Annotated in this window: 21 protein-coding genes; 11 read left to right on the top strand and 10 right to left on the bottom strand. The window is 58.4% G+C overall.

Annotated elements, in window-relative coordinates; genetic code table 11:
- The first annotated feature begins 103 nt into the window (after positions 1–103).
- Positions 104–910, top strand: a complete 807-nt coding sequence (locus CMN55_RS00375; RefSeq protein WP_293947522.1) for a pentapeptide repeat-containing protein — start codon at positions 104–106, stop codon at positions 908–910.
- Here the strand turns inward: CMN55_RS00375 and CMN55_RS00370 are convergent.
- Both CMN55_RS00370 and CMN55_RS00365 read right to left on the bottom strand, forming a co-directional pair.
- Positions 885–1,631 carry an HAD family hydrolase gene (locus CMN55_RS00370; RefSeq protein ID WP_293947521.1) on the bottom strand — a complete coding sequence of 249 codons (747 nt, stop codon included), beginning with the start codon at positions 1,629–1,631 and terminating at the stop codon, positions 885–887. The two genes, CMN55_RS00375 and CMN55_RS00370, sit on opposite strands and share 26 nt — an antisense overlap.
- A 51-nt stretch (positions 1,632–1,682) precedes the next feature.
- The gene (locus CMN55_RS00365; protein ID WP_293947520.1) at positions 1,683–3,080 is read right to left on the bottom strand and encodes an FAD-binding oxidoreductase; all 1,398 of its coding nucleotides are present in this window, start codon (positions 3,078–3,080) and stop codon (positions 1,683–1,685) included.
- Positions 3,081–3,182: 102 nt separating this feature from the next.
- On the opposite strand from CMN55_RS00365, the gene CMN55_RS00360 reads away from it, so the two are divergent.
- Positions 3,183–3,671 (top strand): thioesterase family protein, encoded by a 489-nt coding sequence (locus CMN55_RS00360; protein WP_293947519.1) that lies wholly within the window; start codon positions 3,183–3,185, stop codon positions 3,669–3,671.
- Positions 3,672–3,729: 58 nt separating this feature from the next.
- On the opposite strand, the gene CMN55_RS00355 is transcribed toward CMN55_RS00360, so the two are convergent.
- Positions 3,730–4,854, bottom strand: coding sequence for a DUF2336 domain-containing protein (locus CMN55_RS00355; RefSeq protein ID WP_293947518.1), 1,125 nt, complete (start codon positions 4,852–4,854; stop codon positions 3,730–3,732).
- A 170-nt stretch (positions 4,855–5,024) separates the two neighbouring features.
- Between CMN55_RS00355 and CMN55_RS00350 the strand changes: the two genes are divergently transcribed.
- The 5 genes from CMN55_RS00350 to dgcA all read left to right on the top strand — a co-directional run bounded on the left by CMN55_RS00350 (position 5,025) and on the right by dgcA (position 10,198).
- The gene (locus CMN55_RS00350) at positions 5,025–5,408 is read left to right on the top strand and encodes a cytochrome c family protein (protein ID WP_293947517.1); all 384 of its coding nucleotides are present in this window, start codon (positions 5,025–5,027) and stop codon (positions 5,406–5,408) included.
- Positions 5,409–5,786: 378 nt separating this feature from the next.
- A complete protein-coding gene (locus tag CMN55_RS00345) occupies positions 5,787–7,517 on the top strand; it encodes a putative bifunctional diguanylate cyclase/phosphodiesterase (protein ID WP_293947516.1) in 1,731 nt (576 codons plus the stop codon).
- A gap of 72 nt (positions 7,518–7,589) precedes the next feature.
- The gene (locus tag CMN55_RS00340; RefSeq protein ID WP_293947515.1) at positions 7,590–8,192 is read left to right on the top strand and encodes a gamma carbonic anhydrase family protein; all 603 of its coding nucleotides are present in this window, start codon (positions 7,590–7,592) and stop codon (positions 8,190–8,192) included.
- A 21-nt stretch (positions 8,193–8,213) separates the two neighbouring features.
- The gene (dgcN, locus tag CMN55_RS00335) at positions 8,214–9,215 is read left to right on the top strand and encodes an N-acetyltransferase DgcN (protein WP_293947514.1); all 1,002 of its coding nucleotides are present in this window, start codon (positions 8,214–8,216) and stop codon (positions 9,213–9,215) included.
- A complete protein-coding gene (gene dgcA / locus CMN55_RS00330; protein ID WP_293947513.1) occupies positions 9,212–10,198 on the top strand; it encodes an N-acetyl-D-Glu racemase DgcA in 987 nt (328 codons plus the stop codon). Before dgcN ends, dgcA begins: the two co-directional genes overlap by 4 nt.
- A 64-nt stretch (positions 10,199–10,262) precedes the next feature.
- Here dgcA and CMN55_RS00325 read toward each other — a convergent pair whose 3' ends face one another.
- The gene (locus CMN55_RS00325) at positions 10,263–11,054 is read right to left on the bottom strand and encodes an enoyl-CoA hydratase (RefSeq protein WP_293947512.1); all 792 of its coding nucleotides are present in this window, start codon (positions 11,052–11,054) and stop codon (positions 10,263–10,265) included.
- 45 nt (positions 11,055–11,099) lie between these two features.
- Positions 11,100–12,272, bottom strand: coding sequence for a M20 aminoacylase family protein (locus CMN55_RS00320; RefSeq protein WP_293947511.1), 1,173 nt, complete (start codon positions 12,270–12,272; stop codon positions 11,100–11,102).
- 229 nt (positions 12,273–12,501) lie between these two features.
- On the opposite strand from CMN55_RS00320, the gene typA reads away from it, so the two are divergent.
- Positions 12,502–14,322 (top strand): translational GTPase TypA, encoded by a 1,821-nt coding sequence (typA, locus tag CMN55_RS00315; RefSeq protein ID WP_293947510.1) that lies wholly within the window; start codon positions 12,502–12,504, stop codon positions 14,320–14,322.
- Positions 14,323–14,380: 58 nt separating this feature from the next.
- Here the strand turns inward: typA and CMN55_RS00310 are convergent, their stop codons facing one another.
- The 4 genes from CMN55_RS00310 to CMN55_RS00295 all read right to left on the bottom strand — a co-directional run bounded on the left by CMN55_RS00310 (position 14,381) and on the right by CMN55_RS00295 (position 20,487).
- Positions 14,381–14,746, bottom strand: a complete 366-nt coding sequence (locus CMN55_RS00310; protein WP_293947509.1) for a DUF4870 family protein — start codon at positions 14,744–14,746, stop codon at positions 14,381–14,383.
- 17 nt (positions 14,747–14,763) lie between these two features.
- Complete coding sequence (locus CMN55_RS00305; RefSeq protein ID WP_293947508.1) at positions 14,764–17,913, bottom strand: coiled-coil domain-containing protein; 3,150 nt, start codon at positions 17,911–17,913, stop codon at positions 14,764–14,766.
- A 192-nt stretch (positions 17,914–18,105) separates the two neighbouring features.
- On the bottom strand, positions 18,106–19,248 hold the full coding sequence (locus tag CMN55_RS00300) for a CaiB/BaiF CoA transferase family protein (protein ID WP_293947507.1): 1,143 nt from the start codon (positions 19,246–19,248) through the stop codon (positions 18,106–18,108).
- Between the two features lie 93 nt (positions 19,249–19,341).
- The gene (locus tag CMN55_RS00295) at positions 19,342–20,487 is read right to left on the bottom strand and encodes an MFS transporter (RefSeq protein WP_293947506.1); all 1,146 of its coding nucleotides are present in this window, start codon (positions 20,485–20,487) and stop codon (positions 19,342–19,344) included.
- Between the two features lie 165 nt (positions 20,488–20,652).
- Here CMN55_RS00295 and CMN55_RS00290 point away from each other — a divergent pair, with 165 nt between their 5' ends.
- From CMN55_RS00290 to CMN55_RS00280, 3 genes are all read left to right on the top strand, one after another.
- Positions 20,653–21,492: an AsmA family protein gene (locus CMN55_RS00290; protein WP_293947505.1), complete on the top strand. Its 840-nt coding sequence runs from the start codon at positions 20,653–20,655 to the stop codon at positions 21,490–21,492.
- A gap of 33 nt (positions 21,493–21,525) precedes the next feature.
- Complete coding sequence (locus CMN55_RS00285) at positions 21,526–22,398, top strand: mechanosensitive ion channel family protein (protein ID WP_293947504.1); 873 nt, start codon at positions 21,526–21,528, stop codon at positions 22,396–22,398.
- A 281-nt stretch (positions 22,399–22,679) separates the two neighbouring features.
- Entirely contained in the window at positions 22,680–23,141 is a 462-nt protein-coding gene (locus tag CMN55_RS00280; protein ID WP_293947503.1) for a DUF3237 domain-containing protein, read from the top strand.
- An 89-nt stretch (positions 23,142–23,230) separates the two neighbouring features.
- Here the strand turns inward: CMN55_RS00280 and CMN55_RS00275 are convergent, their stop codons facing one another.
- Positions 23,231–23,845 (bottom strand): DUF4136 domain-containing protein, encoded by a 615-nt coding sequence (locus CMN55_RS00275; protein ID WP_293947502.1) that lies wholly within the window; start codon positions 23,843–23,845, stop codon positions 23,231–23,233.
- Positions 23,846–24,087: the final 242 nt, after the last annotated feature.

Here is a 24,087-nt window from a genome sequence, read left to right as displayed (position 1 = left end):
CTTTATCCTGTCAAACATCATGATGAATTGAATTTGCGGCAATAAAGATTAATTCTAAAGCAAATAACAGCACAAAAAACCATCCTGATTGTGGGAGATTTCAATGAGAAAATTGATTGTCGGCGCCTTTTTTCTTGTACTAACCACGGCTGGCGCACAGGCGCTGGACAGGGCGGCTTTGAAAAAGCTGACAACGACGAATAGTTGCAGCGGCTGTGATCTGCGCGGGGCAAAACTTCAATATCAGGATTTGAACGACGCCACTCTCAAGGGAGCAAATTTGCGTGATTCCTTTCTGAAACAGATAAATCTCAGCAACGCAAATCTTGAAAAGGCGGACCTGCGCCGCTCCGATATTGAAAAGGCGACCCTCATCTCCGCCAATCTTGATCAGGCTATCCTGCAGGAGGCGGACCTGGAAAAGGCGGTCCTGACGAATGCAACCCTGAAAGGGGCTGATTTACGTAACACTGATTTTGACAATGCCACAATCGAAGGTGGCCAGTTTCTGAATGCCGATATCCGCCAGGCCAATTTCAAGCGCGCGATATTGACCAATGCCGATTTCACAGGAGCAAAGCTTTCGGATGTGAATTTCAAGCGGGCGACGCTGATAGGGGCAAAATTGTCGAACGCTGATCTTTCAAACAGCAACTTCACGCGGGCTGATCTTTCCGGCGCCCACCTCGACAAGACCGATCTGCGCTATGCCAATTTCTATCGCGCCAATCTGGCGGAGGCGGATTTCTCCGCCGCCAACCTCGCCAACGCCACCTTTTGGGGCGCCAATCTTTCCGGCGCCAACTTCACGAATGTGAAGGGGCTGGAACAGGGTCAACTGGAAGCCGCCTGCGGAGATGAGCGCACAAAGCTGCCCGGTCGTATCAAACTTGCGAAGTGCGACCCCTGATGATGCCCTCCAGACGGTCAATCAGCGCAGGCAGTTCCCCCAGATGCGCAAGGGTGTGGAACCGCGAATGGCCGTCCGGCGCCTCCGCATGCTCATGCACCCAGGTCAGATCATGGGGGATATAGACGCCATGGCTCCCTGCTTCTATCGCCGGGATGATATCGCTTTTAAGGGAATTTCCGACCATCATGCTTGCCCCCGGCGTGAGGCCTGCATGATTGAAAATACGGGCATAGGTGGCCGTTGTTTTTTCGCTGACAATCTGGATATCATCGAACAATTCCCCCAGCCCTGACTGGGCCAGCTTGCGTTCCTGATCGAACAGATCCCCCTTGCTGATCAGCACCAGCCGGTAACGGCCGCTCAGCTCGGTCAATGTTTCCCGCACATGGGGCAGTGTTTCGATGGGATGGCGCAGCATTTCCCGCCCGGCGCGCAGGATATCATGCAGGAGGGCGGCAGGCACCCGGTCCTCCGTCACCTCGACCGCCGTTTCAATCATCGACAGGGTGAAGCCCTTAATGCCATAGCCGTAATATTGCAGGTTACGCCGCTCCGCCGCCAGCAGCTTTTCCGTGATATGCCCGCTGTCCGCATAATCGGAGAGAAGCGCCGCGAACCTCTCCTCGGTCAGGCGAAAGAAATACTCATTCTGCCACAGGGTGTCATCCGCATCGAAGCCGATGACCGACAGCCCCTTGCCGCGTGAAAATACAGTCATACCAACCTTACATCAACTTCAGAAAATTCAGAGACGGGGGCAAAAACCACCCTATTCCGCCGCCCGTAGCGGAACGATCTTTCCGGGGTTCATGATATTGTCCGGGTCCAGCGCCTGTTTCAGTGTCGCCATCACATCAACGGCCTCGCCATGTTCCAGATGCATATATTTCATCTTGCCAAGGCCGATCCCGTGCTCGCCGGTGCAGGTGCCGTCCATGGAAAGGGCGCGCTGGATCAGCCGGGCATTGATCCTCTCGGCCTCCGCCATTTCCTTCGGGTCATCCTTCATGATCACGAAGGCAAGGTGGAAATTCCCATCCCCCACATGGCCAACCAGCGGGGCCACCAGAAAGCTGCCTTCCAGGTCCTTCTTGGTTTCCCGGATACAATCCGCCAAGCGGGAAATCGGCACGCAGACATCGGTCGCCCAGAGCTGACCGCCGGGGCGCAGCGCAACGGCCGCATAAGCCGCATCATGGCGTGCCTGCCAGAGCTTCGTGCGTTCCTCCGCCTGTGTCGTCCATTGAAAATCGCCGGCGCCAAATTCGGCCGAGATGGCCCGCACCTGCTCCGCCTGCTCCCGGACCGAAGCCTCACTGCCATGAAATTCCAGAAACAGGGTCGGCTGCACCGGCAGATCGAGTTTTGAATAGCGGTTGACCGCATCCACCTGTACATCATCCAGAAGCTCGATCCGCGCCACGGGGATGCCGCTCTGGATTGTCTGGATGACGGTCTGCACCGCCCCTTCGATATCGGCGAAGCAGACCGTCGCCGCCGAGGTCGCCTCCGGAATGCCGTAAAGGCGCAGGGTAATTTCCGTAATCACGCCGAGCGTCCCTTCCGAGCCGATATACAGCTTGGTCAGATCATATCCGGCCGCGCTTTTCTTCGCCCGGTGCCCGGTAGAGATGACCCTCCCGTCGGGCAGCACCACCTTGAGGCTGAGAATATTCTCCCGCATGGTGCCATAACGCACCGCATTGGTGCCGGAAGCGCGCGTTGACGTCATTCCGCCGATGGAGGCATCGGCCCCCGGATCAATGGGGAAGAACAGGCCGGTATCGCGTAAATACTCATTGAGCTGCTTGCGCCGCACGCCGGGCTGCACCGTACAGTCGAGATCTTCCGGGCTGACCCGCAGGATCGCATTCATCTCGTTCAGGTCAATGGAAACCCCGCCCGCAACGGCATTGACATGCCCCTCCAGCGAGGTGCCCGCGCCGAAGGGAATGACAGGCACTTTATGCGTCGCGCAGATTTTGACAATCTCGGAGACTTCTTCGGTGCTTCTGGCGAAGCAGACAACGTCCGGCGCTTCGGTGATGTGCCAGCTTTCATCCTTGCCATGCTGTTCGCGCACCGCCTGGGCGGTGGAGCAGCGCTCTCCCAGAAGCTTGGTGAGCTTGCCGATTACCTGATCCATTTCGGGATGTCTGTCCGCCATTTGCCTGCCCTTCCCTGTCAACCGCTCTGGCCAGCGTGAATTGTTCCCCCTATCATACAGCCAAACATCAGATCAAAGGAAGAAGAATAGGGAAACCCGATTATGAGTAATTCCACCCTCACACGGTTGCATGAGCAGACGGTTCTGCCGGAATGGATTGACAACAACAAGCATATGAATGTGGCCTATTATGTGTTGATATTCGATCAGTCGCTGGATGTGTTTCTGGATGAAATCGGGCTCACCCATGCCTATCGGGATTCGGCCAACTGCACAATCTATGTCTTGGAAACCCATGTTTGCTACCTGCAGGAGGTGAAGGAAGGCGATCCGCTTGTCATCTATATACGTGTGCTGGATTGCGACGAAAAGCGCATGCATCTGTTCCTTGAAATGCGTCATCGCGACAAAGGCTTCCTCGCCGCCACGTCGGAACAGATGATCATGCATCTCGACCGGGCGGGCCCCAAGGCCAAGGCCATGCCGGAGTTCCTGCAACAGGCGCTTCAGGAACGAAAGGATCGTTATGCGGGCGTCCCCAATCCACCGCAGGCCGGCAATGTCATCGGCATCCGCCGGAAACAGGCATAAAAAACGCCGCCCATCGGGACGGCGGCTTTTTGTTAAAGGGATTAACCGGCAGGGCGGATCACGCCGCCCTGTTCTGTTTATTATTGCCAAGCTTGCCGATCAGATAATCGACATTATCGCCGTCGAATTCGTCCTGGAAATGGGTCAAGACGCGCTCAATCACCCGATTGCGATAGCGTTCGCGATCTCCCGGTGTGCCGTCGAAGTCAAGCTCATTGGCGACATCCAGCCCAACCCGCATGATTTCCTGCAGTCCGCCCGGAATATTTGATTTTTCACATAGTTGGCGAAGGCCGTTTCCGGCGGCATCATTGACCAGGATATGCACGTTGGAAACTGGGATATTCGTATATTTTGCCATTGCCGTTTCGAAGAAATCCACATCCCCGACACAGAGCGCCCGGAGGATAATAGTCGGCGTCAGGCGGTCATTGGCATGAAGCTGCTCGATCAGATCGACGAGTTCCGTATGGCTTGCGCCATCCTTGATAAAGCCGATCATGGCTTTTTCCCGGCTTTCCAGAATGATATCGGTCGCCAGGCCGGGTGACATCTCATGATGCGTGACCAAATGGTCGCGCAGCCTGTCCGACACCATGGTGACCAGCCGTTCGGTCACGGTAATCGGCAGGGCGCTGCGATGGGCCATCGGCGTCTTGACCTTCTCGCTGTCGCCAAACTGCTCCAGCACCCGGACGTAGGTGTCTTCGGAAATGGCCGCGCCTTCATTCTGCATCAGTGTCGCAACGACATCTTCCGAGCCGGTTTCCGCCAGCTTTTCAGAAACAGCCTCCGATACCGTGCTGCGGCTCGCAATGGCCATCTGATGCATGTCGGATTTCTGACTGATAATCTCGAACAGATCCTCATCCGTCAGCGATGCGGAATAACTCAGCATCGGCGTCGCCACATCGGCGATGTCACTGGCCAGCGTTTTGGCAATATCCCGCGGCAGATCGGGAACGGATTTAAGCGTCTCCGCCAATGTCTGACGGACCAGAACTTCCGCATCATTGACCAGCAGACGAAAGATGGCCTCGGCTTCCCGTCGTTCGGAAGAACTGAAGCCGGAGCCGCTCATGCCGCCCGCAATTTTTCCAACTGTTTCCGCCCGCGCCGCCGCGGAGCGATCCGTCAGCAGCCGCTCCACATCCGCAGGGCTTAAAGAACCGTTCGTTGTCACAGTGGCTCCAGTTTTGAGTTGTTCGGAACCCTTACTGTCGCCAATTTTTCTTAAGATTATCTTAAACTGCCGCCTAGAAGCCGCGACATTATGCCCCCTGTTACAGCATTAACTGCTGTGATATCCCGGTCCTCAGTCAGGGCGATGCGCCCTGGAGGATGGAGGAAAAGATGATGAAAATGAAACTCATGACGCTCGGGCTGTCACTGGCCCTGTCTCTGACGGCAACATCGGCATTCGCTGATGGAGATGCGGCAAAGGGCGAAAAGATTTTCAAAAGGAAATGTATGTCCTGCCATACCATTGAAGAAGGCGCCGGAGCAAAGATCGGCCCGAATCTTTTTGGCATTACAGGCAAAAAATCAGCCTCCGTCGAAGGATATAACTATTCAAAGGCCATGAAGGATGCAGATCTGGTCTGGGATAAACAAACTCTGGACGATTACCTGAAAAAACCCCGCGATTATGTCAAAGGGACCAAAATGGGGTTTGTCGGCCTCAAGAAGGAAAGTGAGCGCCAGGACGTGATTACCTATCTTGAGACATTCAAATAATACATAATTTATTTTGGCTGATGAAAGGCCCGGATTTCCGGGCCTTTTCTTTATTGCGGCACACTATTCCCGACCGTTTTCAAATAAACAACGCGACGGGAAATATTTATGATGTGAACCGGTCGATCCGGAAGATTTGATAACCATTATATTGCATAACGCTAATTCATTCCTAGATTAGCAGTATATTGAAATCGCAAATATATTGCATTTTGCAAAAATTAAGACCTTCTTTACATCCTCGGTTTATAGGTTGTTGATGAGGCATTCCAATTTCACAGCAGCATCTGCTGCCTGCGATATAAACCGATAGAGAACAGTGCATTGACGATAAAAGGTTTAGCTTCCCGGCAAATCAGAGATCGAAACGTCAGCGGAATGACTGCCTCTGCAGTTCAGGACGGGCGCGTTCTCAGGCTGAATTACAGCAAGCTCAGGCTTCTGATCCTCGAAGAAGGCAGCCATATTCTCGATTTTTGCCGCGCGATCAATATTCCGGTTACCGGCCATGAAACAACCTATGACGAGTCTATCGCCAAGGATATTTCCGCCGGGGTGTATAACTGTATCATCGTGGATGGCGCCGACGACAACGACATCTGCATGAACATCCTGGCCTCGGTCGCGGGTAAACCGCCCTTTCTGCCGGTCATTGTCATTGATGGCTCCCTCGGATTTCTGCGCCGGGGGGCTTCCGAATGCATCCTGCGGAGCGACCTGACGGCGGAACGGCTTGAAACGGCGCTGTTTAATGCCGACCGGCTTTGCAAGCTGAACAATCGGACAACGATCCTTGAAATGGAGCTGTCCGCCTTTATCGAGGAAGATCCGCTGACGGCGCTGCCGGGCCGCAGCAAATTCCGTATGCGCATGGCGAAGGCCATTGAAAAGGCCCATGCGGCCAAAATTCCTGCCTCCCTGATTATTCTCGACATCAACAGCTTCCGCGAACTTAATGAAATTCGCGGCCATGAATTCGGGGATGAAATTCTCAAGCGGGTGGCCAAGCGATTGATCAATATCGCGCCGGACAATTCGATCATCGGCCGTCTCGGTGATGACGAATTTGCCCTGCTTGCCCTTGATCAGGAAACCGCAGATCCGGTCGGCGGCTATGCGTCGCGGCTGTTGCTGGAAATTCGCAGGCCCTATCTGATCGATGGGCAGAAAACCGATATCAGCCTTTCCGTGGGTCTCGGCATCCTGGATGATCATGACACCGCCGACAGCCTGCTGTACAAAGCTCTCGCCGCCCTCTATTCCGCCAAGCGCGACAAGACATCAATTGTTCTCTATACCCATGAGGATGATCATGCGAGGCGGCGGCAGCTTCGCCTGGCGCAGGATCTGCCGGAGGCCATCAAACATAACCAGCTGTTGCTGAACTATCAGCCTATTGTGCGTATCCATGATCAGCAGGTGATCGGCGTCGAGGCGCTGGTGCGCTGGCAACATACGAAGCACGGGCTGCTATTCCCCGATACCTTCATCCCGCTTGCGGAAGGCTCCGGCTCGATCGAGGCTCTGACTGAATGGGTGCTGGCGGCGGCCGTCCGGCAGGGCGCCGACTGGCTTGAACATGGCAGCCGGCTGTCGGTCTCGGTCAATATCTCGGCGCTTATCCTGCATAATCCCGCCTTCCCCGACATGGTTGAACGGCAGCTTGACAAAACCGGCTTTCCAGCGGAACTGCTGAAGCTGGAGATTACCGAAAGCGCGATCATTTCCGATGTCAACCGGGCCCGTGAGATTGTCTTCAAGCTGCATGACATCGGCGTGCGCCTGTCCATTGACGATTTCGGCACCGGCTATACCTCGCTTGCCTATCTGCGCAAACTTCCCGTCGATGAAATCAAGATCGACAAGAGTTTCGTGCTCAACATGCCGCGCGTGGCCGACGATGAAGTGATTGTCCGCACACTGCTGGATCTGGCCCGCAACCTTGGCCTGTCCGTGGTGGCCGAAGGCGTGGAGGATGCGCAAACCTGGCGGATGCTGGAAGCGCTGGGCTGTGATGTGGCGCAGGGCTATTTCATGAGTCGGCCGATTGATCTTAAGACCTTCAATGACTGGCTGACCGTGCAAAGCTGGAAGCAGGAGCTGAATTAGGCTTCCCGGCCAACATCCGTTTGACGTTCGCACGCATATCCCTGAAAATGCCTGAAAAGCAGGGAGCAGGGAATGTCAGAATTCGGTCCGGACGTCATCATTAACAACGCCGCCTATATCCATCCAACCGCGCTGATCTATGGCAAGGCGCGCCTTGAACAGGGGGTGTCCCTCTGGCCATACACCGTTATCCGGGCGGAATCCTCGGAAGTCGTTGTCGGTGAATACACCAATATCCAGGATTTCGTGATGATCCATGTGGGGTCCGGCACACCGTCAATCATCGGGGCGCACTGCTCCATCACCCATCATTGCACCATTCACGGATGCACCATCGGCGATAACTGTCTGATCGGCATCAATACCACCATCATGGACGGCTGCGTCATTGGCGACAACTGCATCGTCGCCGGACACAGCTTCCTGAAGGAAGGCACCGTCATCCCCGATAATTCCATCGTCATGGGCACCCCCGGACAGGTCGTGCGCACGCAGAATAATTATGCCCGTTGCCGCATGAACGCCTTCCTGTATTATCGGAATGCCCTGGCCTATGGCCGGGGCGAACATCGCGAATGGGCCTCCGATGACTGCCTGCAACAAATGCAGGTGGAAATGGAGAAATTGCAGGAAGAACAGGCCCGGATTGAAAGCCGCGGCGGAACGCTAGTTTGAAAGAACGGATCGAGAGGCACTATGAAGGAAATGCAGAACCCCTATCTCATGTTTCTCGGCGATGTGGCGGATCAGCTTGCCGCCAAGACCGCCAAAGGCATCGTCGACTGGCGCCCTGACTGGTGCCTGGGTCAGATGAAGCTGGAGGGTTGCAAGGCCGATCTCGGCATTCCGGACATGGGCATCCGGGAGGCCGTGGAAAACGGCGCCCGGACCATGATTGTCGGCATCGTCAACTCCGGCGGGTTCCTGCCTGAACACTGGATTTCCGCCATCGTCGAGGCGCTGGATGCCGGGATGGATGTGGCCAGCGGTTTGCACATCCGCCTCGGCAGTATCCCGGAATTGAAGGCGGCCGCCGAGCGCAATGGCCGCACCCTGTTCGATGTCCGCCATCCAACCCAGACCATCCCCACCGGCAAGGGCACGCCGCGCAGCGGCAAGCGCCTGCTGGCCGTCGGGACCGACTGCTCCATCGGCAAGATGTACACCGCGCTGGCGCTCGAGAAGGAAATGCTCGCCCGGGGCATGAAGGCGGATTTCCGCGCCACCGGCCAGACCGGAATTTTCATCGCCGGGAGCGGCATCTCCGTCGATGCGGTGGTCGCCGATTTCATCTCCGGCGCGGTGGAGATGCTGTCGCCTGCCAATGATGCCGATCACTGGGACCTGATCGAAGGGCAGGGCTCGCTGTTCCATGCCTCCTATGCCGGCGTCAGCCTCGGCCTGCTGCACGGGGCGCAGGCGGATGCCCTCATCCTCTGTCATGAGCCGACGCGTACCCATATGCGCGGCCTGCCGCATATGCCGATCCCCGGCCTCAAGGAATGCATGGAGCTCAACCTCACCTGCGCCCGGCTGACCAACAAAAAGGCCGCCTTCTATGGCGTCGCCATCAACAGCTCCGGCCTCAAGGAGGGGGAGCGCGAAGAGTATCTCGCCAAAATCGAAAAGGAACTGGGACTGCCGACGGTCGATCCCTTCCGCGACGGCACTGCCCGCATCGTCGATAATCTGCCATGAGCAAACGCAGCCTTCAGGCGCGATCCGAAAGCTGGCCGATCCGGGGCAGCTTCCGGATCAGCCGCGGCGCGAAAACCACGGCGGAAGTCATCGTTGTCGAGATTACACAGGATGGCGTGACCGGCCGGGGGGAATGCGTGCCCTATGCCCGCTATGGGGAGAGCATACGCTCTGTCCTCGGCCAGATTACCGCCGTCCGTGACTATATAGCCGACGGGCTGACGCGCGACGGCCTGTTGACCATCATGCCCTCCGGCGCGGCCCGCAATGCCGTTGACTGCGCCCTCTGGGATCTGGAGGCGAAACAGACCGGCAAAAGCATCGCTGCCATTGCCCGCATCCCGGCGCCGGGGCCGGTCATTACCGCCTATACCCTCTCCCTCGACAGTCCGGAGAAAATGGGAGACGCCGCAAAAGCCGCCCGGCACCGCCCGCTTTTCAAGCTGAAACTCGGCGGGGAGGGGGATCTGGAACGTGTCGCCGCTGTCCGTGCCAATGCGCCGCAAACCCGCTTGATTGTCGATGCGAACGAGGCCTGGACCCCTGACATGATGCGCGATTACTGCCCGAAAATGGCGGACTTCGGCGTCGAGCTGATCGAGCAGCCGCTGCCCGCAGGCGAGGATGCCATTCTTGGCGAGATGGAGCGGCCGGTTCCCATCTGCGCCGATGAAAGCGCCCATGATACGGCCACCCTCGATGCGGTGACGGAGCTGTATGATTTCATCAATATCAAGCTGGACAAGACCGGCGGCCTGACGGAGGCCCTCTTGCTGGCGGAGGCGGCGCGCGGGTTCGGCCTTGGCGTCATGGTCGGCTGCATGCTCGGCACCAGCCTCGGCATGGCGCCCGCAATGTATCTCTCCCCTTTCGCCCGCTTTGTCGATCTGGACGGGCCCTTGCTGCTGGAAAAAGACCGGGAGAACGGCATCACCTTCGACGGCAGCATCATGCACCCGCCGAAGGCTGAACTATGGGGATAACGCGGCGGGATGGGACGCGGGACCGGCCCGCGCCCTCCCCCTCTCCATTCCGTCTGCGCGGCGTCTAGCGGCCCTTGAATTCCGGGGCCCGCTTTTCAACAAAGGCCTTCGCCGCGCCCTTGTGATCTTCGGTTTCGAACGCGCGGATCATCTGGTTGGCTTCCCAGTCCAGCACCTCATTGAGCGTACCGTCGGACGCCGTGCCGATATTCTTTTTCATATAACCGATGGCAACCGTTGGCAGAGAGGCCAGCCGTTTGGCCAGAGCGGCTGCCGCATCGGCAAGTTCCGCCGCCGGAACCGACTTGTTCACCAGTCCGATCTCTGCCGCCTCCTTGCCGAGCAGGACATCGGCGAAGAAATAGAGTTCCTTCGTCTTCGCTTCGCCCAGCATCTTCGTCACGAAATAGGAACCTCCGAAATCGCCGGATAACCCGACCTTGGAAAAGGCCGTGGTGATTTTCGCCTCATCCGCGGCAATGCGCATGTCGCAGGCCATGGCGAGGGAGAAACCCGCCCCCGCCGCCGGGCCCGGAATGACCGCCAGCGTCGGTTTCGGCATTTCATAGAGGGTGACGCACATCTTCATGCGATTGCGTAATTCGCGGATACGGCCGTTGACATCCACCTTGTCCCCCGCCTTGGCCGCGAAGCTTTTGACATCGCCGCCCGCGCAGAACGCATCGCCCGCGCCGGTCACCACAACGGCCCGGACGGAATTATCTGCGGCCAGCCGTTCGAAGGCTTCTGTCAGCCGGTCCATCATCTCGGGCGTGAAGGCATTGCGCGAGTCGGGGCGGTTCATGGTGACGGTTGCGATACCGTCTTTAATAGTTTCAAGAAGTACGTCTGACATTTTCTTTTCCTTATTCCCTTTTATGGTGATTTATTGGAAGGGCCGCTACTGGCGCGGCAGTTGCTGTTCGACAAGGTGCGCCCAGATGCTCGCCCCGATGGACAGCACCTCGTCATTAAAGTCGAATTCGGGATGGTGAACGGCATGGAAATGCGTCTCATCCCCGGTACCCAGGAAGAAATAACAGCCGGGGCATGCCTCCAGCATGAAGGCGAAATCCTCGCTGCCCATGCGGATCGGCGTTGCCAGATCCATATTATCCTCGCCGACGATCTCGCGCGCCGCACGGGCCGCTATTTCCGTTTCTTTCTCGTAATTGATCACACTCGGGTAACGGCGCTGATAGTCGAGCTCGATGGCAACGCCATGCGTCGCCGCGACACCGCTGCAAATCTCCCGGATGCGCCGTTCGATAAAATCGCGAATTTCCGGCGTCATCGCCCGGATTGACGCGCTGAGGGTCGCCTCCTGCGGGATGACATTGATGGCCGTCCCGGCCTCGAACAGGGTGACGCTGACCACCGCATTATCGACGGGGCCGACATTGCGCGCCACGATGGTTTGCAGCGCCGTATAAAGCTGTACGCCTGCGGCAATGGGATCATTGGCGAGATGCGGATAGGCGGCATGTCCGCCCTTGCCGCGGATTTTCATCACCGCTGTATCGGCCGAGGCCATGATCGGCCCGACCTTCACATTGAAGCTGCCGCGCGGCATGCCGGGCTGATTGTGCAGGCCATACACCCCCTCGCAGGGGAAGCGGTCGAACAGGCCATCCTTCACCATGGCGTCGCCGCCCCCGCCGCCTTCCTCCGCCGGCTGGAAAATAAAATGCACCGTGCCGTCGAAATTGCGGGTCTCAGCGAGATATTGCGCCGCGCCGAGCAGAATGGCCGTATGCCCGTCATGGCCACAGGCATGCATCTTGCCGTCTATTTTCGATTTATGCGCAAAGTCGTTCAGCTCCTGCAGGGGCAGCGCGTCCATATCGGCGCGGATGCCGATGCTGCGCGGGCTGTTGCCCCGCCCCTTCAGAACGCCGACAACGCCGGTCACGCCAATGCCCTCATGAACTTCGATGCCCCAGCTCCGCAGCTTCTCCGCGACGATGCCCGCCGTTCTGCGCTCCTCAAAGCACAGCTCCGGATGCTGATGCAGATCGCGGCGCCAGCGCTGCATATCCTCATGAGTTTCGGCAATCCGGTTGTAGACGGGCATTGCGTTCCCAAATCCCTGTTTTTATTTTCAGGCATCGTGCCACCCTTTATGCGGATTGGCAACAACTGACGGAACTCCCGGCCCGTCCAAGGCAAAATGCTGCTGGTTCGCCCGCCACCGCTGTCAATCCGCATATGCGAAAAAAATTGTGCGTCTGCGAAAGGATCGCTTGCCATTCGCGCGCCTGACGCTATACTGCGCGCCTCTTTTTTAAAGACAAAGAAATCTTATGGAAATTCGGAACGTCGCGATTATTGCCCATGTTGACCATGGGAAGACTACCCTTGTGGATGGCCTCTTGAAACAGAGCGGCACGTTCCGGGACAACCAGAAAGTGGCCGAACGGGCCATGGACAGCAACGATCTCGAGCGCGAGCGCGGGATCACCATTCTGGCGAAATGCACCTCGGTCGAATGGGACGGATACCGTCTCAACATCGTCGATACCCCCGGCCATGCCGACTTCGGCGGTGAGGTGGAGCGGATCCTCAGCATGGTCGATGGCGTTGTCGTGCTTGTCGATGCGGCGGAAGGGCCGATGCCGCAGACCAAGTTCGTGACGCAGAAGGCGCTTGGCCTCGGTCTCAAGCCGATCATCGTCATCAACAAGGCGGACCGCCCCGACGCCCGCGCCGATGAGGTGCTGGACGAGGTGTTCGACCTGCTGGTCGCGCTAGATGCCAATGAGGAACAGCTCGATTTTCCGGTCCTTTACGCCTCCGCCAAGGAAGGCTGGGCCGCCGCCGATCTCACCGACCCGCGTGAGAATCTTCACCCCCTGTTCGATCTGATCGTCCGCCATGTGCAGGCGCCGGATGTGAATGAGGAAGCACCCTTCCGCATGCTGGTCACCACGATTGAAAGCAATCCCTATCTCGGCCGTCTGCTGACGGGCCGGGTAGAGAGCGGCGTTCTGAAAACCAACGACCCCGTCAAGGGCCTCAGCCGCAAGGGCGGCAAGATCGAGGAAGCGCGCATCAGCAAGATCATGGCCTTCCGCGGGCTGGAACGCGAAACCATCGCGGAAGCGCGCGCCGGGGATATCGTCTCCGTCGCCGGGCTGGTCAAGACGACGGTCGCCGACACCATCGGCACCCCGGAAGAGACCGAGCCGCTGGATGCGCAGCCGATCGACCCGCCGACCATCTCCATGACCTTCGCCATCAACTCCTCCCCCCTTGCCGGGCGGGATGGCGACAAGGTGCAGAGCCGCGTCATCCGCGCCCGCCTGATGAAGGAGATCGAGGGTAATGTCTCGATCCGCGTCGAGGACAGCCCCGAAGCCGATTCCTACATTGTGTCGGGGCGCGGCGAATTGCAGCTCGGCGTATTGATTGAAACCATGCGCCGCGAAGGTTTTGAGCTGTCCATCAGCCGCCCGAAAGTCCTCTATCGCGAGGGCGAAAAGGGCGAGCGTCTGGAACCCATGGAAGAAGTCGTCGTCGATGTGGATGACGAGTTTTCCGGCGTGGTCGTTGAGAAAATCGCGCTGCGCAAGGGCACGATGACGGATATGCGCCCCTCCGGCGGTGGCAAGACCCGCATCACCTTTCACTGCCCGACCCGCGGTCTGATCGGCTATCACGGCGAGTTTTTGACCGACACCCGCGGCACCGGCATCATGAACCGGCTGTTCCATTCCTATGTGCCGCACAAGGGGGAGATTCCGGGGCGGCGCAACGGCGTTCTCATTTCCAACTCGACGGGCAAGTCGGTGGCTTTCGCTATCTGGAATCTGGAGGCGCGCGGCTTCTTCTTTATCGGCAGCGGCGTGGATGTCTATGAGGGCATGATCCTCGGTGAGCATACCCGCCCCAATGATCTGGAAGTCAACCCGCTGAAAGCGAAGCAGCTTACCAATATCCGCGCCGCCGGATCGGATGAAGCCGTCCGCCTCACCCCGCCGCGCAAGCTCAGCCTCGAACAGGCGATTGCCTATATCGACGATGACGAGCTGGTGGAGGTGACGCCGAACAACATCCGCCTGCGCAAACGCCATCTTGACCCGCATGAGCGGAAAAAAGCCTCCCGCGAGAAGGTTGCAAGCTAAACAAAAATAAAGGGGCCAGAAACGGCCCCTTTTTTCTTCTGCCGATCACATCGCCGGATCACCAGAGCCAGGTCGCGGGATCCGCCACTGCCGCCTCGCGGGTCAGGGATTTCAGTCCCTTGGCGCAGCGGACAATCAGCCAGATATAAACAAGAAAGATAATCAGAAACCCGACCCCGATGGGGGTCAGAAGTGTCCCGATTATCCCGTACAGCAGGAACATCCAGAAGGTGCGGATCTGGAAGGTCAGATGGCTTTCCACCCATTCCGGCCCGTCCCCCCGGTTGACATAGGCCATGATCACGCCAACCAGATGGGCAATCGGAAAGACCAGTCCCGCCAGATACAGAAAATAGATGATCTGCGCCATCCTGGCCGGCCCTTCGGCGGGCGGCGGCGCGACCGGTTTTATGACATCCCTCACTTATTCCGGCCCCTTCGTCATTCCATTCCTTCCAGCGCCTCCTGCAACAGGAGGTAGACCTTCCCCACATCCGCCGTGATAAAGGCATCGGAGAGCAGTTCGGAATGATCCACATTGCCCGCTTCCGTCATGATTTCCCGGAATTCTGAGACATACTGATCGGCAAACCGCCGGAAATCGCCGCTGTCCCGATAACGGGCGCGGATTTTGTCCGCATCCCGGGATTTCAGCAGCTTGCGGGTGAAAATGCCCTTCTCTCCCTTACGGTAGCGGCGCCAGAGTTCTTCCGACAGGCTGCTGTCCAGAATCCGGTTGAGATCAATGGTCAGGGAGTTGAGGTTCTCCATAATGAAGGCGGTCGATTTCATGAACTGCTCGTTACGCACGCGGCTCTTCTTGTCGGCCAGCCGGTCGGCTTCCAGCTTCGCCTTCGCCGCCGCCGTCGTCAGGCTCATCATCTGCTTTTCAATGCGCTGGCCGGAGTTGCTGGCATCCTCCGCCGCTTTTTCGGCGGCTTTCTTGAAGGCTTCGCTTTCGTTCTTCAGCAATCCCGCGGACTGGCTCAGCTTCTCTTCCACCTGCCGGATGGACAGGGTCAGGCGCTGCTGCTGGCTTTCAAACTGCTCGCCCAGCAGGCGGGCGCTCTCATTCGCCTTGGCGGTAAAGCGGATCAGATCCTCCGCCTGGCCGTGGAACAGCTCGGACGCATTCGAGCCCGCTGATTTCACCTGCTGGCTGGCCTCGGAGATCTTGGAGGTCACGCGGTCCAGATCGTCATGGATATGCTTGCGCGCCTCGTCGATTTCCAGCTTGTGCTTGGCGAGCGCCCGGTCGGCATACTGGATGCCCTTGATCATCAGTTCGCTGGCCTTGGCCAGCTCCACGGAACGGCGATGGAAACGGTCTGTCGCCTCCGATGCCTGCTCGACCGAATTGTCGAGCATATAGGACCGCTCCGACAGGGTTTTCTCGACCGTTTCCACCTGTTCGGTCAATTGCTGCGCGATATCGGCGAGGGCCTGGGTTTCCTGCTGGAGAATTTCCTCCATGGCTTCGGCGTGGTTCTTTGCCCGGACGGAGATATCGGCCAGTTCCTCCATATGCACCTTGGCGGAGCCGCTCGCCTCGCTGATATGCGAGAGGGAGGAACGCGTCACCTCGGCGAGGCGGCTGCCCTGGCTTTCCGCCCGCGCCGCGGCCTTGTTCAGCTCCTCGATATGGGTTGAGGCCTGATCGCCCATGGCGCGCAGCTCGGCGGAGGCCCGCTCGGCCGTTTTGGCAAGTTCCGCCGTTTGCGAATGGGCCGCTTCCCCGGACTGGCGGGCCTGCAATGTCGCCCGTTCGGCCGTGGCCATGAAATCCTGATGATAACGGATGGTTTCCTCGATCGCGGCAGCGAGCTTGCCCTTGGAATGATCGGCGCTGGCGCCCAGCTCCTTCTGCTGCTTGGCGAGGGATTCGCTGGCGGAGACAAGCGTGCGCGACATCTTGTCGGCGCTGACCTCCATATCGGAGCCTTCCTTGCGCAACTCCTCGCCCGCTTCGCGCATCCGGCTGGTGATGGCGTCCGAAATATCCTTCAACCCTTCAACCTGACGCTGCAATCCGCCGCCGACTTCCGTGATCCGGCTGTTGGTCTCAACGCTCGTCCGGCTCAGCAGGTCGAGATCCTGTTCCAGCCGTTCGCTGATTTCCCGCGACATCTCAAGAATCTGCTGCGATGCCTGCTCGAAGACCGCAATCTGGTTGCGCAGCTGCTCCTGGATTAGCGTCGTGCGCGCGCCTGTGGTTTCCGACGCCTCGTTCAGGGTTGCCGCATGGCTCGCCAGCTTCTCGCCAAGCTGATCGGCATTGCGCAGGGATTTCTCGCCCGCTTCATCGAGCAGCGCCTGACCCTCGCGCAGGCTCCGGTCAATGGCGCCAAGGCTGACCCCGGTGGTTTTCAGCACCTCATCCAGCACCAGCGTTTCGTCCTTCAGCTTCATGCTGGAGAGCAGCATCTGCTCTGCCATCTCACTTGCTCTGACGGCCAGCTCCTGCGAATTCTGATGCAGCTTCTCGGCGGATTCGCGCGCGCCAGTCTCGGTATCGCGAGCGACCTGCAACAGCCCGCCTTCGCGGCTCTCAAGCTGTTCGAGGGCGCGGTCCACCTCGGCCATGCTGCTGGCCAGTGTATTGCGCAGCGCATTCAGCCGCGTGATGCCCTCATCGCTCGCAATGCTGAGGTCGGTTGTGCTTTGCAGCAGCATATCGGCGGTTTTCGACAGCTCGCCGGAGGAGGTGCGGGAGATTTCCTCAATCTCCTGTCCCCGTTCGCCAAGTTTCGCGGCGCCTTCATCGAGCTTCGCCTGCAGTTTGTCCGCCGCCGCTTCAAGGGAGATGATCTCGGCGCCGAGCGCGTCTTTCGTCTCTGTTGTTCTGGTCAGGGTTTCACTGGCGCTGGTGAAGATTTTCTCGCTGGTCTCCGCCAGCAGGCGGGTGATTTCCTGTGATTTCGCATCCGCCGCAGCGACCGCCTTTTCCAGGGTACTGATCTGCGCGGTCAGGGCTGCCTGCACCGCAACGCTGCGGCGTTCCGCATCGCCCGCTGCGGTTTCAAGGCCGTCCGATTGCAGCTTGATGGCGTCATTCAGCCGCACGCCCTGTTCATTGATCCGGTCGATCAGATCGCGAAGATGCGATTCACGCGTCTCCAGTTCGCCCTTGATCCGGTCGGAGGTTTTGAGCAGCCCGTCGGTGGCGGAGCGGGCCGAACTGCCCTGTTTTTCAAGCGCGCCCGACGCCGCTTCAATACGCTCTGCCGCCTTGTCCGTTTCCGCCTGCACCTTTTGCGAATGCCGCTCCAGCGCCTCGGTCAGGCGGGCGACGCGGGCTTCCGCCTCGGCGCTTGGATAGCCAAGATTGGCCATGAGTTGATCGAGCGCATGACCTTTCAGCCGCGCTTCATGGCCGCGATAAAAATACCCCAGAAGTAACCATAAAAAAGCGAGCGGGGCAAAGGCCCCCAGCAGCAGGATTCCCAGGTCAAGGGGCGCAATGGTCAGGATTTCCGGCCAGCCGATTCTTGTATAGGCATAGGCGCCAGCGGCCACCAGCCAGCTTATGGTTAACAAAACACCAACGCCAAAGAGCTTGGCTGCCCCTGACAAACCTTTGTTTTCTGTCATTTTTTGCGGCACAGCCCCGTTTTTCGCCGCAGGCGAGCCTACGCCGCCGCGAACTTCCAGATCTTGATGTTTTTGCAACATCACCCCTCTCCTACCAAACTCTCAGAGAAAGGTTCATGAAATCCTCTCCGGCGTCAAGTTTTCTGATCCGCCGGAGAGGGTGTTCTGTCGGGAAAAACCCTGTAACTACGCTTACTTGATAACGCCCTGATTGATCAGCCCGTCAATGGTGTCTTCCGTAATGCCCCAGTCCCGCATGGCTTCGCGCGTATGCTCTCCGGGCAGGCAGGGCGGCCGCTGGATGGTTGCTTCCGTGCGGCTGAAGCGCGGCGCCGGCGCCGGCTGCACCACCCCGTCATATTCAACGAAGGTCTTGCGGTGGGTGTTATGCGGATGCTTTGTCGCCTCCATGATGGAGAGGACGGGCGCATAGCAGACATCGGTGGTCAGCATGATGTCGTCCCACTCGTCTCGGGTCTTGGTCTTGAACACCTCGGTCAGGCGCGCCTTGATGATCGGCCAGCTTTTGGGATCAAGCTGCGGCGGCAGGTTTTCCTTGTCGAGACCGGTCAGCTCCATCAGCTGCTTGTAGAATTTCGCCTCGATCGAGCCGAGGGAAATATATTTCCCGTCTTTCGTCTCATAGACATCATAATAATGGGTGCCGCCGTCGAGCAGGTTGACGCCGCGCTCATCCTTCCAGTGACCGGCGGCCATCAGGCCGAAGAACATGGTCATCAGCGACGCCGCGCCATCGACCATGGCGGCATCGACCACCTGGCCCTTGCCCGATTTCTGCGCTTCCAGCAGGCCGCAGACGAGACCGAGCGCGAGATACAGCGCCCCGCCGCCGAAGTCGCCGACGAGGTTGAGCGGCGGCACCGGCGCCTCATCCTTGCGGCCGATGGCATGCAGCACACCGGACAGCGCGATATAGTTGATGTCATGGCCCGCCGCCTGCGCCATGGGTCCGTCCTGACCCCAGCCGGTCATGCGGCCATAGACGAGCTTCGGATTGCGCGCGAGCGCCACGTCCGGACCGAGGCCGAGACGTTCCATCACGCCGGGACGGAAACCTTCAATCAGCCCGTCGGCCTTTTCGATCAGGCTGAGCACCGCTTCCTTGCCCGCTTCGGTTTTCGTATCAATGGAGACGGAGCGGCGGCCGCGCATCAGCAGGCTGAAGCGGGAGGTCGGCATGCTGCCGAGGCCCGGATCCGCCAGCCGGTCGATGCGGACGATATCCGCCCCCAGATCAGCCAGCAGCATGGCGCACATCGGGCCCGGCCCAATGCCGCCCATTTCAACGATTTTATATCCAGCTAACGGTCCCATTCGTTTTTCCTTTTTAAATTTTCAGACCCAGAATTTCGCCCAATCTAAACCGAAGGCCTTTGCGCTGTCACCCATAAAGTAACCGGGCGGATACTAGCTTTTTATGCGCAGACAGAGGCAAAGGGCGATCAGGCAACTCCCCGCCATGAAGAAATAAGCCTGCGCCGCGAAGGCATCATAGAGATAGCCGGAGAGGAACATCTCCCCGCCCATAATGAGACCAAGGGCGATGGCGGTATACAGCCCCTGCGCCCGCGCCGAAAATTCCAGCGGAATGGTTTCGCTGATCATCCGCATGGTGCCAAGATGCGCCGCGGCGAAGGTGACGCCATGCAGTGTCTGGATCAGCAGCAGCACCGGCACGCCGGGCGTAAAGCTCATGACGAGCCATCGCAATGTGCCCGCGACACCGGCCAGCAGCAGAAGCTGGACCGGGCTGAACGGCGCGAAGGCCCGGCGGGAGAAGGCGAACAGGATCACCTCGACAATCACGCCTTCGGCCCAGAGAAAGCCGATTGTCTGATCGCTGAGGCCCTGCTGCTGCCAGTGCAGGGTGCCGGAGCTGTAAAGCACGGCGTGGCTGCCCTGAATAAGGCCGCTGGCAATCAGGAACACCACGAAAGAACGGTTGCCGAGCAGCAGGCGAAAGCCTTTGCGCCCCTTGTCACTGCGCTCCACCCGGATTTCCGGCAGCATCAGGCAGCACAGGAACAAGAGCAGATAGGCGACAGCGAGCAAAACCGGAATGAAATCGGGAGAGCGTCCCGTCATCACCACCCCGCCGAGATAGGACCCGGCGATAAAGGCAATCGAGCCCCACAGGCGGATGCGGGGATAGTCGATCTTCCAGGTCCGACCGAGAGTCAGCACCAGATTGTCACCAAGCGCCGTGAAGGAGGTGATGAACACCCCGATGGTAAGGGCAAGAAAGAAAATCTGCCAGAAGCCGCCGACCAGAAAATAAAGCTGGAACAGGCCAAGGCAGAGCGCCGACATCACCACCAGCGGCGCGCGGCGGCGGCCGACATAATCGGCAATGGCGGTCATGGCGGGGGTCACGAATATTTTCGCCCAGATCGGCGCGGACAGCACGATGCCGATCTCCTCCGGCCTGAGGCCCTTATGCGCCAGCCACACCGGCCAGAAAGGCAATTGAAAGCCGACGATCAGAAACAGCGCGATATAAAAGGGAACGAGGCGGAGCGCCATCGTGAAATCGGATGAAATGACCGGTGACATCCTTACGCCTTTCCGCCTGCCAGAGGTCTTATCTGTAGGCGAGCGGCGGCCGTCTGTAAAGCGGCCACAACGGGCCGCATAAATATTTGCCTAACATGGCGTTCTCTGGCTAAATGACCGCCGGTGGAGTTCAGCCAGACACCAACAAAACGAAGGATTTGAAAAATGGGCAAGATAATAGGCGGAATAATTGTCGCATTAATTGTCATTATTGCCGTAGCTGTCGGGATCATTTACTTCAACCTGGACAGGGTGATTGTTGCATCGGTCAAGGAATATGGCTCGAAAGTGACAAAAACCGACGTGGTTCTTGAAAATGTCGATCTGGATATCTTTGGCGGGAAACTGGCGCTCAACGGATTCAGCGTCGGCAATCCGGCGGGTTTTGAAGAAGATCATTCCATCCGGTTTGATAACGTCTCGGTCGATGTGAATATTGGCGGATCCAGTAACAAGCTGATTCATATCCGCGAAGTGCGCGTTGACAATCCCTCCGTCATTTACGAGGTCAACCAGACGACCAACAACCTGACCGCCATTCAGGAGAATGTCGATGCCTTCATGAAGGAGCATGGCCTCTCCGGCGGGGAGAAGCCAGCGGATGACAGCGCCGGTGAGGGGCCGAAAATCATTATCGATAATCTCTTTGTCAATGGCGGGCGTGTCTCCGTCCGGGCGCCTGTGCTGGCGGGCCAGAAAATCGAAAGCGGCCTTCCCAACATTCACCTGTCGGATATCGGCAAGGATGAGGGCGGGGCCACACCGGGAGAGGTCATCGCCCTGCTCGTCGATCAGCTCTCCGGCCAGACCATGAATGTGCTGGATAACCTCGGCATCGGCAAAAATCTCGACAGCCTGCTGACCAATGCCGGTGATCTGATCAACAAATCCGGCATCGGCGCGGCCGCCGGGCAGGCCGGTGATGCCGCCAAAGGTGTGACCAAAGGGGCGACGGATGCCCTCGGTGGGGCGGGCGGCGCCGTCAAGAAGCTGTTCGGCGACTGACCCGAATAATCAACTCCAAGAGCAAAGAGGACGATGGACAAGGTAAACGACAATATTGAAACCGTATCGAAGTGGGTGGATATCCTCACCGAATTCGCCATCACATACGGATTTCAGATACTGGGCGCCATCGTCTTCCTGCTGTTCGGCCTGTGGGTCGCCAACTGGATCGGCAACCGGCTCATCAATGTCATGCTGGGCCGGAACATTGACGTCACCCTGTCGCAATTCATCGGCAGCGCCATCAAGCTGATTCTGGTCGCGCTGCTGATCATCATCACGCTCGGCAATTTCGGGGTCAGCATTGCACCGCTGATCGCCCTTGCCGGCGCCGTAACCTTCGGCGCAACCCTCGCATTACAGGGGCCAATCTCGAACTTCGGCGCCGGGGTCGCGATCATTCTGACCCGGCCTTTTGTCGTCGGCAATGTCATCACCGTGCGCGGGGTGAGCGGCGTGGTGGACAAGATCACCCTCGGCATGACGTTCCTGACCGGCGAAGACGGCGAACAGATCGCCGTTCCCAACAAGGAAATTGTCGGTCAGGTTATCGTCAACTCCATGGAAATGCGCATCGTCGAAAGCAACTTCTGTATTGCCATCGACGAAGACGCCCTCCGCGTGATCGATTTGATCGAGGCGGCCATCAAGAAAGTGACAGAAGGGGAATCCCCGCATCCGCCGCAAGTCGGCATACAGGATTTCACCTATGGCGGCGTTGTTATCGGCGTGCGGGCCTGGGTGCCCGGCCTCCAGTATTTCGAGGATCGTTATGATATCAACCGCGCCGTTTACACGACATTGAAGGAAAACGGGATCGCGCTGATGCAGATCGGCAACAGCAGTCTCGCCCTGCCGAAACTGAATGATGGAAACGGCCCGTCAACCCCGCCTCCGGTGCTGTAAAATACCGTGGCGGCGCATTTGACTAATTTGGGCAGGCAACCAGATTGACACCACCGGAACAAATGAGGAGAGGGGCCGCGCGCCCCGGAACTGACATGAAATATCTGCTGATCATCGGACTGGCACTCGCCGTAACGGGATGCGGAACGAGTTTCTCTATCAACAATCCCAACCCCTACAGCACCTATACTTACGATACTTCCGACTGCTGCCGACAGGGTAATATGCCGCGGCTATAATCGCGGCTATAATCGGGGCGATAACCAGAACAGGAACAGAAAATGCCGGACATAAAACTCACCCATGCCTTTGACATGCAGCTCTTCGTGAAGACCCCGATCCAGAATCTCGGCAAAACCTCCCACGGCACCCGGCTGATTGCGGAGGTGACGGGCGGTGAGATTTCCGGACCACTGCTTCAGGGCCGTGCCCAGGGCGGCGGCGGCGACTGGCTGCTGACACGCGAAGACGGCGTGACGCAGCTGGATGTCCGGCTGACGATCGAGGCGGCGGACGGCGGCCTGATCTACTGCCGTTATGAAGGCCTCCGCCACGGACCGGCCGATGTGATGGCCAAAATGGCGGCGGGGGAGCCGGTCGATCCGTCCCTCTTCTATTTCCGGGTGCAGCCGCGCTTTGAAACCTCGGCGGAGCCGCACCTCTGGATGAACCGCCATCTGTTCATCGCCACGGGAGAGCGCAACAAGCAAGGCCCGAAATACAGCGTTTTCAAGGTCGAATAACCGACAAGGCAAGAACAGAGAGCGGGCGCGCTGCGCGCCGCCATCAGCACCCGCCGCGCGGGGCATTATTCCCGGTTACCGCAAGCGCCCTATTCGCAGGATCCATCCCACGGGACGCTGACAAACACCGTTTTGCCGTTCGCGCCCGGAAAATCGCGGAACAGGGCGTCCAGCATCTCGTCGAAAACCCCGGCGACCGTCGGGCAACGGCCCGATGACTGGGCCCGGCCTTCATAAATCCGTGTCGGGGAGTCGCGATTGGCGGTCTCCCCCTCGATAATGTCGAGGGCGATATAGCGGTTGTAATCGACCCATGTCCGGGTGTTGTAGGATCTGTTGATCGCACCGCCATAATAGACCGGACCGCCGCCGAAATAGCCGAAGCCGAATGTCGGCGAGGGCGTCACCGACGAATAGGATTCGCTCCCCTCAACGCCATAGGAAACCCGGGCGATATAATCGGGATCGGCCGCATCTTCCACGACAACGAACCCGACATGCTGCAGTTTCGCGGCAATCCTGGGACGGTAGTTCAGAAACTCAAGGCTTGTCTCACGGGAAGGCGGGTCCGCATGGATCGCAACCGACTTGCCCCGGATCTGCGACAGCTCCGGCGTATGAAAGGCGGTTACGTTGGCATCAATTGTCGGCGTGGCGCAACCCGCCAGAACCAGACCGACAACAAACAGGATATATACTCTCATCCAATGCCTCCCGAGGGGGACAATCCCACATACTTCATATTGGCAAAATAAACCGCACCTTCAACCGGCAAAGGGCGGAAATTGAAAAATAAGCAGTATGAACCCGGCTTAGTCCATTAACCATGTAACTGATATTTTTTTACTTATCGGGAAATCTTCGATATAATTTGCGATATAATTTTTGCTTCTGCTGTATCCTTTGATTGATTGGAACAATAAAAGTCTCAAAACAGGATGATCCA

The sequence above is a fragment of the Sneathiella sp. genome (genome assembly GCF_002694385.1).
In the GTDB taxonomy this organism is placed as follows: domain Bacteria; phylum Pseudomonadota; class Alphaproteobacteria; order Sneathiellales; family Sneathiellaceae; genus Sneathiella.
The sequence above is the reverse complement of the archived record's forward strand: the minus strand, read 5'-3'. Positions and strand labels throughout refer to the sequence as shown.

What these genes read in the sequence shown, in the direction of transcription:
- CMN55_RS00375 (WP_293947522.1), top strand. Translation starts at nt 104, where the DNA reads ATGAGAAAATTGATTGTCGGCGCCTTTTTTCTTGTACTAACCACGGCT.
- CMN55_RS00370 (WP_293947521.1), bottom strand. Translation starts at nt 1,631, where the DNA reads ATGACTGTATTTTCACGCGGCAAGGGGCTGTCGGTCATCGGCTTCGAT.
- CMN55_RS00365 (WP_293947520.1), bottom strand. Translation starts at nt 3,080, where the DNA reads ATGGCGGACAGACATCCCGAAATGGATCAGGTAATCGGCAAGCTCACC.
- CMN55_RS00360 (WP_293947519.1), top strand. Translation starts at nt 3,183, where the DNA reads ATGAGTAATTCCACCCTCACACGGTTGCATGAGCAGACGGTTCTGCCG.
- CMN55_RS00350 (WP_293947517.1), top strand. Translation starts at nt 5,025, where the DNA reads ATGATGAAAATGAAACTCATGACGCTCGGGCTGTCACTGGCCCTGTCT.
- CMN55_RS00345 (WP_293947516.1), top strand. Translation starts at nt 5,787, where the DNA reads ATGACTGCCTCTGCAGTTCAGGACGGGCGCGTTCTCAGGCTGAATTAC.
- CMN55_RS00340 (WP_293947515.1), top strand. Translation starts at nt 7,590, where the DNA reads ATGTCAGAATTCGGTCCGGACGTCATCATTAACAACGCCGCCTATATC.
- dgcN (WP_293947514.1), top strand. Translation starts at nt 8,214, where the DNA reads ATGAAGGAAATGCAGAACCCCTATCTCATGTTTCTCGGCGATGTGGCG.
- dgcA (WP_293947513.1), top strand. Translation starts at nt 9,212, where the DNA reads ATGAGCAAACGCAGCCTTCAGGCGCGATCCGAAAGCTGGCCGATCCGG.
- CMN55_RS00325 (WP_293947512.1), bottom strand. Translation starts at nt 11,054, where the DNA reads ATGTCAGACGTACTTCTTGAAACTATTAAAGACGGTATCGCAACCGTC.
- CMN55_RS00320 (WP_293947511.1), bottom strand. Translation starts at nt 12,272, where the DNA reads ATGCCCGTCTACAACCGGATTGCCGAAACTCATGAGGATATGCAGCGC.
- typA (WP_293947510.1), top strand. Translation starts at nt 12,502, where the DNA reads ATGGAAATTCGGAACGTCGCGATTATTGCCCATGTTGACCATGGGAAG.
- CMN55_RS00305 (WP_293947508.1), bottom strand. Translation starts at nt 17,913, where the DNA reads ATGACAGAAAACAAAGGTTTGTCAGGGGCAGCCAAGCTCTTTGGCGTT.
- CMN55_RS00300 (WP_293947507.1), bottom strand. Translation starts at nt 19,248, where the DNA reads ATGGGACCGTTAGCTGGATATAAAATCGTTGAAATGGGCGGCATTGGG.
- CMN55_RS00295 (WP_293947506.1), bottom strand. Translation starts at nt 20,487, where the DNA reads ATGTCACCGGTCATTTCATCCGATTTCACGATGGCGCTCCGCCTCGTT.
- CMN55_RS00290 (WP_293947505.1), top strand. Translation starts at nt 20,653, where the DNA reads ATGGGCAAGATAATAGGCGGAATAATTGTCGCATTAATTGTCATTATT.
- CMN55_RS00285 (WP_293947504.1), top strand. Translation starts at nt 21,526, where the DNA reads ATGGACAAGGTAAACGACAATATTGAAACCGTATCGAAGTGGGTGGAT.
- CMN55_RS00280 (WP_293947503.1), top strand. Translation starts at nt 22,680, where the DNA reads ATGCCGGACATAAAACTCACCCATGCCTTTGACATGCAGCTCTTCGTG.
- CMN55_RS00275 (WP_293947502.1), bottom strand. Translation starts at nt 23,845, where the DNA reads ATGAGAGTATATATCCTGTTTGTTGTCGGTCTGGTTCTGGCGGGTTGC.